The sequence below is a fragment of the Lacinutrix sp. MEBiC02595 genome, from assembly GCF_053601555.1.
In genome coordinates this window covers 37,601-49,398 of record NZ_JBSHNU010000200.1, presented here as the reverse complement: position 1 = coordinate 49,398, position 11,798 = coordinate 37,601, and the positions used below count along the sequence as shown (strand labels likewise).

The following is an 11,798-nucleotide window of genomic DNA, read 5'->3' as shown; positions in this document are numbered from 1 at the left end:
AACTTTATTGCAAGTGTATACCACACTCTCTATTCTCTAATGCTTTTATGGGATCAAAATACTCATGGTTTATAGGCAAATTGTGGACTTCTAAATAATTATCTAAATCATAATCTGTCCAATAATAAAATGGGCTAATTTTTAAAATCCCATCTTTACTATAACTTAAAATATCTTTCTTGTCTCGTAATTCGGTTTGACGCACTCTAATATTTGTAAACCATAAATCGGGTTGATGCTCTTGCAATGCTCTTCTAAAAGGTTCTAATTTTACAATTTCAGAAAAGGCTGCATGATTATCATCTTCTATAGTTGGTAAACCTATGGTTGCATCTATCTCCTCTTTAGTTTTTAACGATTGGTATTTATTGATTTTTAAATCAAAATCCTCTATAAGATTAACAGCATGCGCATAGGTAGTTGGTTCATTATATAATGTATCGCACCAAATCACCTTTATATCTTTATCATGCTTAGACATGGTACTTAACAATATTGCAGAGTATTTCCCAAAACTTGTCGTTACTATTCTGTTGTCAGATAGAGTTAAAGCCCATTGAATAATTTCATCAGGTGTTTTCGTTTTTAACTCTTTGTTTAGTGTATTAATATCTAATTTGATCATTCCGTTCTTTTAATTCTATAAATCCTATCGACTTACTAGGGTAATAAAGCAAATGTATTATTTTATTCTTCTTTAAACACTAATTAAATCATAAAAATAGGGGGTTGTTTTTATTAATATGTTAACGAGTTAAATCTGCAAGCGAGGTATTTCGAAAAATATCTAAAGTATTATCTCTCACTTTAATCATTAACAAATGCACAGCACAAGAGGCTTCGTCTGGGCAATCGGAACATTTTTCGTAGAAGTTTAAACTTACACAAGGAACCATTGCAATTGGACCTTCTAAAATTCGCATGACATCTACCATTTGAATTTCATTTGGTGTTTTTAAAAGATAATAACCGCCACCTTTTCCTTTTTTAGATCCTAAAAACCCATTTTTCCGTAAGCTTAACAGTATACTTTCTAGAAATTTTCTTGAAATGTTTTCACTTTTAGAAATCGTTTCAATAGCTACTGGTGCATTACCTTCTTGTTTCGCCAAAAAGGTGAGCGCTTTAATTCCGTATTTTGTTTTCTTTGAAAGCATCTTACAAAGGTACTTCTTTTAAAGATTAATCTAAAGCCTGTTTTAAATCGTTAATAATATCTTCTACATTCTCTAAACCAACCGAAACACGAACTAATCCATCTGTAATTCCCACTTCTAATCTATCCGTTTCATTTAACTTACTATGTGTTGTAGAAGCTGGATGTGTTACAATAGTTCTTGTATCTCCTAAATTTGCAGAAAGGGAAGCCATTTTAATTTTATTTAAAAAATTTCTTCCTGCTTCTATTCCACCTTTCACTTCAAAAGCGACAATATTTCCTCCTTTTCTCATTTGCTTTTTAGCAATTTCGTATTGTGGATGCGACTTTAAAAAAGGATATCTCACTAAGTTCACATTGGTATGCGACTCTAAAAACAACGCCACTTTTTCGGCATTTTCGCAATGTCTATCTACTCGAACAGCAAGTGTTTCTAGACTTTTGGACAATACCCAGGCATTAAATGGAGATAATGCAGGGCCTGTATTTCTGGAAAACAAATAAATTTCTCGGATTAAATCTTTACTCCCAACCGTAACGCCTCCCAAAACGCGACCTTGACCATCTATTAATTTAGTTGCAGAATGAATTACTAAATCTGCTCCAAATAAAATCGGATTTTGCAAATATGGTGTTGCAAAACAGTTATCTATTACCAATAAAATATTGTGTTTTTTAGCAATGTTTCCCAAGCGTTCTAAATCGATAATATCTACTGCTGGATTTGTCGGACTTTCAGCATATAGAATTTTGGTGCTAGGCTGAATTAAAGCTTCAATGCTGTCTAAATCGTTTACATTAAAATAACTGGTGGTGATATTCCATTTTGGTAAAAACTTGGTAAACAATCCATGTGTTGAACCAAAAATACTCCGTGCAGAAACAATATGATCTCCTGCATTTAGCAACGCGGCAAATGTGGAAAAAATAGCAGACATACCAGTTGCAAAGGCATAACCAGCTTCTGCACCTTCCATTTTACATATTTTATCTACAAATTCCGAAGTATTCGGATTGGTAAAGCGGCTATAAATATTTCTATCTTTTTCTTCTGTAAACGAAGCTCTCATGTCTTCGGCATCTTCAAAAACAAAACTAGAAGTAAGATACATTGGCGTGGAATGCTCTAAAAACGGAGAACGTTCCATCTGAGTTCTAATTGCTTCGGTTTCAAAATGCTTGCTCATACCAATTTAGGTTATTAAATACTATTAATTATTATTTTCTATTAGTCTCAAAATATCACCAAAAACACCTCTTGCCGTTACTTGTGCTCCCGCTCCTGCACCTTGAATCACCAATGGTTGTTCACCGTACGATTCTGTATAAATTTCAAAAATAGAATCCGATCCTTTTAAAGCACCTAATGGTGAACTTTTTGGCACAGAAACTAATTTCACTTCTAATTTTGCGCCATTTTCATCTTCTAAATTCCCAAACAAATCTCCAATATATCGCAATACATGCTCTTTTTCTTGGTTATTTTTTAACGTAGAATAGGCTTCATCCATTTGACCCAAACCATTCAAAAACGAAGATACATCTACACTTTGTAGCGCTTCCGGAATTAAATTCTGAATCACAACATCTTCCATTTCATTATTTAAATCTAACTCTCTAGCCAAAATAAGCAGTTTTCTAGCAACATCATTTCCGCAAAGATCTTCTCTTGGATCTGGTTCTGTAAAACCTTTATCTATTGCATCTTTTAATACTTCGGAAAACAATCGATCTTCCACAGAAAAGGTATTAAACAAATAACTTAACGAACCAGAAAACACACCACGAATACGCGTAATGTTTTCACCAGAAAGATGTAATAACTTAATGGTATCGATTAAAGGCAAACCCGCTCCGACATTAGTTTCGTATAAATATTTTTTCTGATTTCTATCTAAATTCGCTCTTAGTTCCTTATAAAAATTCAAACCTATTGTGTTTGCAATTTTATTGGATGACACCAAATCAAAACCATGAGAAACTAACGTATTGTAATTCTCTACAAAGGTTTTACTTGCCGTATTATCTATTGCAATTAAATTTTCTAAATGGTGTTTATCCGCAAAATCTAAAATACTCTGAATAGCATATGCTTCTCCATTTTTTAGTATTTCTTCTTTCCAATTTTCAGTAACCCCGTTTTTAGATAACAGTATTTTTTTCGAATTAGAAATGGCGAAAATATTCAGTTTTACACCTTTGCGTTTTTCAATTTCTTTTGCAGAAGATATTATTTGATTAATTAAAGCACCACCAACCAAACCATGCCCAAAAATGGCAAGATTCACTTTTTTTGAACTATTGAATACTTCGCCATGAATGACATTTGCAGCCTTTAGCAATTGGTCTTTTCTAACCACCAAACTTACATTCTTTCCGGTAAACGTATTATTAAAGAGCAATGGTGTGATTTGATTTTTTATAAGCGCATTAAATGGTTTATGAAAGGAGCTCAACTCGATACCAATAATAGAAATCACCGAAACATCGTCTACAACATCAATCTTATTAACGTCTTGCGAGTAAAAATCATTTTCAAACTCGCGCTCTAAAGCAATAACGGCTTGCGTAGCTTTATCTGCATTAATAATTAATCCAATTCCTCTTTCTGAAGAACCTTGAGAAATAATACTAATACTAATATCATGTGCACTTAATGCTTTGAAAATTCTAGCGTCTACTCCTACTTTACCCAACAACCCTCGACCTTCTAGGTTTATTAGAGCGACATTATCTAAAACAGATAAGGAAGTAGCTTCCGTGCTATCTTTTTTGGCAGTAATTAAGGTACCTTCATCGTCTGGATTAAAAGTATTTAAAATACGAAGGTTTATATTTTTTTCTAATAACGGAATGATGGTTTTTGCATGTAATATTGTCGCTCCAAAGTTTGCTAACTCATTCGCCTCGGCAAAAGAAAGCTCTTTAATCTTTTTTGCATCTGGCACCAAATCTGGATTAGCAGTATAAATTCCGTTAACATGCGTATAATTCTGAAGCTCTTCTGCATCTAAATAATTTGCCAATAATGCAGCCGAATAATTACTACCATTCCTTCCTAAAGTGGTGGTTTCATTTTTCAGATTAGAGCCAATAAAACCGGTTACTACATTTACTGTAGTTCCATTATATTGTTTAAAATGCGCCAAAACATTCTCTTTAGAAACGTTATGAATTGGTTGCGAGTTACTAAAATTACTATCTGTTTTAATTAAAGCTCTAGCATCTGTTGCATTAGCATTTACTTTTTGTTCCTTTAGTAATTCTGCAATTAATTTAGCAGATAAAATCTCACCAAAAGCCAACACTTGATTTTCAATTTTCTCACTATAATCTCCTAATAAGAATACGCCTTCAAAAATAGTTTCTAAGGTTTTAAATTCTTCGGAAAAATCTATCGTTTTTAAAGGTGCAATTTGGTATTCTTGAAATGCTAAAAATGCTTCTTTGTATGCTTCTTTTTTGGAAGCTTTTAAAAGAATTGCCTCTAACTCATTCGTTGCATTTGCTCTTGCCGAAACCACAACGGTTATACGTTCTTCTTTATTTACTTTATTCTTTATAATGGAAATAGCGTTGTTTAAACCTTCGTTATTCGCTAAAGATTTCCCACCAAACTTTAATATTTTCATTTTATTTTTTTTACAATTCGGATTAAAAATAGTTTCAATTATTTTTTCTAACTGCTCGAATTCTATTAAAAAAGCATCATGTCCATGATCGGAATTAATTTCATTATACGTCACATTTGGATGCAATAATGCTAATTGTTTTTGTGTTTCTCTGTTTTCTTCCGCAGTAAAAAACAAATCCGAATCTACACCTACAATGGTAATATTAGCATTGATATTTTTTAAAACAGTATCGAAATCACCTCTGTCTTTTGTGACATCTATACTTCTTAATAATTGGTTCATTAATTTATATGCCGACAACTGAAAACGCTCTTGCAATTTTTTACCATGATGCAGCAACCAGCTTTCCACATTAAAAATTTCTAACTCCTTATTTCTACTTCTTTTAAAACGTTCTTTAAAAGATTTTGGCGTTCTATAACAAAGCATAGCGTGCATTCTTGCGTCATGTACTGGATTGCTCGAATTCACTAAAAACTGCTCTTGTATTTGGCAATTTGCAATTAGCCAATCTGTAGATTTCCAATCGGTCGCTACGGCAATCAAATGCGTCGCTACATCTGGTGACAATACAGCCATCTCCCAGGCAATCCCACCTCCTAAAGAACCTCCTATCATTGCAAAAACGGAGGATATCTTCAATTTTTCTAGTCCTAATAAAAATAGTTTTGCTATATCTCTTGCTACGAAATCCTTGTAATTTGTTATGACAAAACCATCGTATCCATTTCCGGGAATATTGAATGCTAAAACAGTATATTTATTAGTATCAATTACTTTATCTGGCCCAATGACATCGCTCCACCAACCATCTTTCCCAGTTACATTACTATTTCCTGTAAGCGCATGATTCACCAATACAATTGGTGCTTGATGTAAAGGTTGTCCGAAAATTTGATACGACAATTCCACATCCTGATTCACGCCAGAAGCAAGTTGGAAACCAGAAATTTTTATGTAATGCAATGCAGCCATTATTACGTTTGGAGTAGTTAGAAATGCTACGCAAAAAATATTACGCCGCATTTATTTATGAACACGAATGAAGATGTATTAAGCCAGAACTGTTTTCTTTAAAACTTGAAAAGCTTCTTTTAAATCTGCTTTTAAGTCTTCAATATTTTCAATCCCAACAGACAAACGAATTAAATCTTTTGTAACTCCTGCTGATTCTTGAATTTCATCACTTAGCTGCTGGTGCGTTGTACTTGCTGGATGAATAATTAAGGATTTTGTATCGCCAATATTAGCCAGTAAAGAGAAAAGTTTTGTCGTATCTGCAATTTTTTTAGCAGACTCATAACCGCCATCTACGCCAAAAGTTACCACACCACTTTGTCCGTTTGGCAAATACTTTCTAGCCAAGTCTCTATATTTACTAGTTTCCAATCCTGGATAATTCACCCAATTTACTTCAGGTTGTTCTTGTAACCATTTTGCTAATTCGAGTGCATTTTGACTATGTTTCTTAATACGTAATTCTAAAGTCTCTAAACCTTGAATGATTTGAAAAGCATTAAAAGGACTCAATGCAGCACCATAATCACGAAGACCTTCAATTCGAACTTTTGCAATAAAAGCTGCTGCTCCAATAGCTTCGCTATATACTAAACCATGATAACCTGCAGAAGGCTCTGTGAATTCCGGGAATTTTCCGTTCGTCCAATCAAAAGTTCCAGCGTCGATAATAATTCCGCCAAGGGAAGTTCCGTTACCAGTAATATATTTTGTTAGCGAGTGAATTACAATGTTTGCACCATATGCTATTGGATTTAATAAATATGGAGTTGCCACGGTATTATCTACAATTAAAGGCACTTTACTACTTTTAGCTTCTTTAGAAATAGCTTCTAGATCTAAAACATCTAATTTTGGATTCCCTAAAGATTCTACAAAAAACGCTCTTGTATTCTCTTGGGTTGCATTTTTAAAATTTTCGGCATCAGAAGGATCTACAAAAGTGGTTGTAATACCGTGTCTTGGTAGCGTAACACTTAATAGATTATAGGTTCCTCCATACAAACTGCTCGATGCCACAATATGATCCCCTGCTTTTAAAAGTGTAAGTAATGTTGTAGAAATAGCTGCTGTTCCAGAAGCTGTTGCTACTGCTGCAATTCCGCCTTCCAAGGCAGCTAATCGTTGTTCTAAAATATCGTTTGTAGGATTATTTAATCGGGTATAAATAAAGCCTGGAACCGAAAGATTGAATCTTCCTGCTGCATCATCCGAATCGTTAAAAACATAAGATGTTGTTTGATAAATTGGAACGGCTCTGGTTCCTCCTGTTTTACTAACGTCGTGTCCTGCGTGCAACGCTTTGGTTGCGAATTTTTGTGTACTCATTTTTCTAAGTTTTTTTGAATTAAAATAAATTAAACCAAAAGCCAAATAAGCCTCGTTAGAAGCGTACTTAATAGAAAAATGTTAAAAAGAAAATACTAATTACAGATGGGTAATTAGATTTGAGTTATCTATCCAATATTTCGATTAATGAATCGAAAATTAAGTAGAATTTAGCACCTTCTTAGTAAATCTAAGGGTTGCTAAGGCTTCAACGAGTCTATCTCTCCGCCTTTCTTGATAACATTTCAGTAAGTGTTTGAACTTTGTGAGCACAAATATTGCATCACAAAAGTTTAATATCCAAATTTTTAAAGCTTTTTTTATTTCTTTTTTTTGAAATCAGATAAAAATCTAAGCATAGTTTTCAATATACTTGTCTTTGATAACCTGACCTACAGGCTTATTTTCAATTTTACTTTCCAGCCAAGAAATAATATCTAAATATAAAAATGCACGACGTTCATACGGATGATCTTCATATTGTTTTAAAACTTCTAATAGTTTTTTAAACTCTTTTTTAAGGTCTTGCGGATAAATATCTTGTAAACCTCTAATGAATTTTATCATCTCTTTTTGCACTTCATGCAAATCATTCATCTTGATTAAAAATTTATAAGTACTTCTTAACAAGGTTTCTAAATGATAATCTAAACCCGCTTCATAATGCGCAACAAGATTTAAAACTCTAGAAAAACAGAGCAAATCTTCTCGCATGGAAAGTGTTTTATTGGATATAATTTTATCTAAATATTTAATACATTCTTTATTATTCCCTGCTCCAAAATGCATACTTGCAAACTTGTAATAGAAAACCATTTTATGGTGTGCATCAATTTTAGTTTTGAATGGAATTAGCTCCTTTTCTATTTGAGGAATAAGCGACAAACCTTCGTCAAAACTACCATCGATAAAGTGTCCATTTATTTTATGAAAATTAGTATATAGAAAAACTAAGCTTGCTACATTTTCGTCTTTAGGGAAGTTTTCTGCATGAACTGCAGATTGAAACTCGTTTAGTTTTTCAAGAAATTTGGGTTTATTTCTAATAAAAAATATAGCCTCTAAAAGATAGTTATTTCCTTTTAAAAAGAAAACTGGATTTAGATTTATCATACTTGGATTCTGATAAAATAAATCCACCCATTTGGAAGCATATTTATAACAATTTAAAAAATCTTGTAACAAAAAGCTATACCATAAATGCGCTTTATAAAACCATAATTTCTCTCTAAAACCTACTTTAGCTATATTAAATTTGGGAAGCCTTTTATTAAAATAATCGGTTACTAAAAGGCTTTCTTCTTCGTTTTTAACATAACCTGTTTTTAAGATTATACTATATAATTGAAGTGATAAATTCGACAATTTACTAGCAATAACATTTAACGAACTAATCTCTTTTGCTTGCATTGCCAATGCATCTGCACGTGTACTTATACTTCGCGTAATGTATTGGGATTCGATTATTTTTTCTAATTCAATAATCTCAAAAGCAGCATTTTTTTCTTCGTTAACAATTGCCAACTCTTTTGCCTTATCCAGAATTTTTAGACTTTGTTTATACAATCCTTTATGATATAGAATAGACGCAAAATCTAACTGCTCTCTAATTTGAGAACGTATATTTTGATGGGAAGGATTTAATTTTAAACTTATTAAAATCTGCTTGTACAAATGCGCTTTTACATTAGCAACCTGTTGTTTTTTAACAATACCGCTTTTAATAATGGAAGCCTCGTCATACGTTGGGGCCTTATCTAACAGGTTAAACAATTTTAAAAACTTAGAATCTGAATTTACTCCAAGTCTGCCCACATACAATTTAAATTGTCGCTTTTCAGATTTAGTTAATGACTTAACTAATAAAAATAAATTATCTTTTTGTTCTTTAGTTATCAATAGAATATTGTTTTAACTATTTGATTTTCAATGCATTAAATTAAGTTTATGCTTTTGAGCGTCGTAAAAGTAAATCAAAAACAAATAATAATACCTAATCAAAATATAAATTCGTAATACAATACTAAAATATATTTTGATATATGTCAAATAACAATATACAAATATTCGATACAACACTGCGTGATGGAGAGCAAGTTCCTGGTTGTAAACTGAACACCGAACAAAAAGTTATAATCGCAGAGCAGCTAGACGCACTTGGAGTGGATGTCATTGAAGCGGGTTTTCCCGTCTCTAGTCCAGGAGATTTTAAATCGGTTCAAGAAATTTCTAGGATTGTAAAAAACGCTACGGTTTGTGGTTTAACTAGAGCTGTAGAAAACGATATTAAAGTTGCTGCAGAAGCACTAAAATACGCTAAAAAACCTAGAATACATACAGGAATCGGAACATCAGACTCTCATATTATTCATAAGTTTAAGTCGAATAAAGAAGCAATCATAGAGCGTGCTTTTGCCGCTGTAAAGTATGCAAAGTCGTTTGTTGAAGATGTGGAATTTTATGCAGAAGATGCAGGAAGAACAGATAACGAGTATTTAGCTAGAGTTTGCGAAGCTGCAATTAAAGCTGGCGCTACCGTTTTAAACATCCCAGATACTACAGGATATTGTTTACCAAGTGAATATGGTGCAAAAATCAAATATTTAAAAGAAAATGTAAAAGGCATTGAAAAGGCAATTTTATCTTGTCATTGCCATAACGATTTAGGTTTAGCAACTGCCAACTCTATTGAAGGCGTAATAAATGGCGCTCGCCAAATTGAATGCACCATTAACGGTATTGGTGAACGTGCAGGAAACACTGCTTTAGAGGAAGTAGTGATGGTATTAAAACAACATCCATATTTAAATTTAGATACCAATATTAAAACCGAAATGCTTTACGGAATTAGTCAATTAGTTTCCGATAGCATGGGGATTTATACCCAACCAAACAAAGCAATTGTTGGCGCAAATGCTTTTGCACACAGCTCAGGAATACACCAAGATGGCGTTATTAAAAACCGTGAAACGTACGAAATCATCAACCCCAAAGATGTTGGTGTAACAGAATCGGCTATTATTTTAACCGCTAGAAGTGGTAGAGCTGCTTTAGCATATAGATCTAAAAATATTGGTTACGAATTAACCAAATTACAATTAGATGAAATCTATGCAAGCTTTTTAACGTACGCCGATAATAAGAAAGAAATTAATGATCATGATATTCATCAAATCATTGAAACTAGTAAAGTATACCAACAAATAATTAGCGCTTAGTTAATTGAAATTACCGCTTTCGCGGAAATAAATATGAGTAAGAAAACACTATTCGATAAAGTCTGGGATGCACACGTGGTGGACACTATAGAAAATGGTCCACAAGTTCTTTATATAGACAAACATTTAATACACGAAGTAACAAGTCCGCAAGCTTTTAACGAATTAGAAGATCGCGGAATTCCTGTTTTTAGACCAGAACAAATTGTTGCAACAGCAGATCATAATACACCAACACAAAATCAAGATCAACCAATTAAAGATGAATTATCTAGAAAACAACTAGAACAACTATCTATTAATTGTAAAAAAAATAATATTACGCTTTACCAATTGGGCCACAAATACAATGGTATTGTACATGTAATGGCTCCCGAATTAGGTTTTACCCTACCAGGAATGACGATGGTTTGTGGCGACAGCCACACCTCAACACATGGTGCTTTTGGCACCATAGCATTTGGTATTGGAACCAGTCAAGTAGCACAAGTTTTTGCGAGCCAATGCTTACTACTCACAAAACCAAAAAGCTTAAGAGTTTCGGTAAACGGAAAGCTTAAAAAAGGGGTTTTACCAAAAGATGTTATTCTTTATATTATCTCGAAATTAGGCACCAATTCTGGAACCGGATATTTTTGTGAATATGCAGGAAATGTTTTTGAAGAAATGAGCATGGAAGGAAGAATGACCGTTTGCAATATGAGTATTGAAATGGGCGCTCGAGGCGGCATGATTGCTCCAGACCAAACGACATTTGATTATGTGGAAGGAAGAGAATTTGCTCCTAAAGGAAAAGAATTTGAAAACAAAGTAGCCTATTGGAAAACCTTACCAACAGATGAAGGCGCTACTTTTGATAAAGAATATTTTATAGATGCTGAAGATATAGAACCAATGATTACCTATGGTACTAATCCAGGAATGGGAATTAAAATCACCGAAAACATTCCTACAGACACTAGTGCTTCCTTTAAAAAATCTTTGGAGTACATGAATTTTGAAGCTGGAGAAAGCTTAATAAACAAACCTATTAATTTTGTATTTATAGGAAGCTGTACCAATTCTAGAATTGAAGATTTTAGAGTTGCCGCAAAATTTATAAAAGGAAAACAAAAAGCTAAAAATGTTACTGCTTGGCTAGTTCCTGGATCTAAACAAGTAGAAGCTCAAATTATAGAAGAAGGACTAAAAGATATTTTTGATGCCGCTGGATTTGAATTAAGACAACCAGGTTGTTCTGCATGTTTAGCCATGAATGATGATAAAATTCCGCAAGGCGAATATTGTGTTTCCACTTCTAACCGAAATTTTGAAGGCCGCCAAGGACAAGGTTCTAGAACCATTCTTGCTAGTCCGTTAGTTGCAGCCGCAACAGCTGTTGCAGGAAAAATAGTAGATGTGACGCAAGAAATTGAGGAATTAGAATTTGCTTAATTCTTA

Annotated in this window: 8 protein-coding genes and 1 riboswitch; of the genes, 2 read left to right on the top strand and 6 right to left on the bottom strand. The window is 33.1% G+C overall.

Annotated features, from left to right (window positions below):
• Positions 1 to 4: 4 nt before the first annotated feature.
• The 6 genes from ACVCZW_RS06040 to ACVCZW_RS06015 all read right to left on the bottom strand — a co-directional run bounded on the left by ACVCZW_RS06040 (position 5) and on the right by ACVCZW_RS06015 (position 9,036).
• Positions 5 to 625, bottom strand: a complete 621-nt coding sequence (locus ACVCZW_RS06040; protein ID WP_452231933.1) for a phosphoadenosine phosphosulfate reductase domain-containing protein — start codon at positions 623 to 625, stop codon at positions 5 to 7.
• Between the two features lie 121 nt (positions 626 to 746).
• On the bottom strand, positions 747 to 1,157 hold the full coding sequence (locus ACVCZW_RS06035; RefSeq protein WP_452231104.1) for an RrF2 family transcriptional regulator: 411 nt from the start codon (positions 1,155 to 1,157) through the stop codon (positions 747 to 749).
• A 25-nt stretch (positions 1,158 to 1,182) separates the two neighbouring features.
• Complete coding sequence (locus tag ACVCZW_RS06030) at positions 1,183 to 2,346, bottom strand: trans-sulfuration enzyme family protein (protein ID WP_452231932.1); 1,164 nt, start codon at positions 2,344 to 2,346, stop codon at positions 1,183 to 1,185.
• 24 nt (positions 2,347 to 2,370) lie between these two features.
• Positions 2,371 to 5,820 carry a bifunctional aspartate kinase/homoserine dehydrogenase I gene (gene thrA / locus ACVCZW_RS06025; RefSeq protein ID WP_452231931.1) on the bottom strand — a complete coding sequence of 1,150 codons (3,450 nt, stop codon included), beginning with the start codon at positions 5,818 to 5,820 and terminating at the stop codon, positions 2,371 to 2,373.
• A 27-nt stretch (positions 5,821 to 5,847) separates the two neighbouring features.
• Positions 5,848 to 7,140, bottom strand: a complete 1,293-nt coding sequence (locus ACVCZW_RS06020) for an O-acetylhomoserine aminocarboxypropyltransferase/cysteine synthase family protein (RefSeq protein WP_452231930.1) — start codon at positions 7,138 to 7,140, stop codon at positions 5,848 to 5,850.
• 121 nt (positions 7,141 to 7,261) lie between these two features.
• A riboswitch (SAM riboswitch) is annotated at positions 7,262 to 7,384 on the bottom strand.
• A gap of 107 nt (positions 7,385 to 7,491) precedes the next feature.
• Entirely contained in the window at positions 7,492 to 9,036 is a 1,545-nt protein-coding gene (locus tag ACVCZW_RS06015) for a hypothetical protein (protein ID WP_452231179.1), read from the bottom strand.
• Between the two features lie 146 nt (positions 9,037 to 9,182).
• Between ACVCZW_RS06015 and ACVCZW_RS06010 the strand changes: the two genes are divergently transcribed.
• The gene (locus tag ACVCZW_RS06010; RefSeq protein ID WP_452231929.1) at positions 9,183 to 10,358 is read left to right on the top strand and encodes a 2-isopropylmalate synthase; all 1,176 of its coding nucleotides are present in this window, start codon (positions 9,183 to 9,185) and stop codon (positions 10,356 to 10,358) included.
• Between the two features lie 33 nt (positions 10,359 to 10,391).
• Positions 10,392 to 11,792, top strand: a complete 1,401-nt coding sequence (leuC, locus tag ACVCZW_RS06005; protein ID WP_452231928.1) for a 3-isopropylmalate dehydratase large subunit — start codon at positions 10,392 to 10,394, stop codon at positions 11,790 to 11,792.
• Positions 11,793 to 11,798 lie beyond the last annotated feature (6 nt).

What these genes read in the sequence shown, in the direction of transcription:
- ACVCZW_RS06040 (WP_452231933.1), bottom strand. Translation starts at nt 625, where the DNA reads ATGATCAAATTAGATATTAATACACTAAACAAAGAGTTAAAAACGAAA.
- ACVCZW_RS06035 (WP_452231104.1), bottom strand. Translation starts at nt 1,157, where the DNA reads ATGCTTTCAAAGAAAACAAAATACGGAATTAAAGCGCTCACCTTTTTG.
- ACVCZW_RS06030 (WP_452231932.1), bottom strand. Translation starts at nt 2,346, where the DNA reads ATGAGCAAGCATTTTGAAACCGAAGCAATTAGAACTCAGATGGAACGT.
- thrA (WP_452231931.1), bottom strand. Translation starts at nt 5,820, where the DNA reads ATGCGGCGTAATATTTTTTGCGTAGCATTTCTAACTACTCCAAACGTA.
- ACVCZW_RS06020 (WP_452231930.1), bottom strand. Translation starts at nt 7,140, where the DNA reads ATGAGTACACAAAAATTCGCAACCAAAGCGTTGCACGCAGGACACGAC.
- ACVCZW_RS06010 (WP_452231929.1), top strand. Translation starts at nt 9,183, where the DNA reads ATGTCAAATAACAATATACAAATATTCGATACAACACTGCGTGATGGA.
- leuC (WP_452231928.1), top strand. Translation starts at nt 10,392, where the DNA reads ATGAGTAAGAAAACACTATTCGATAAAGTCTGGGATGCACACGTGGTG.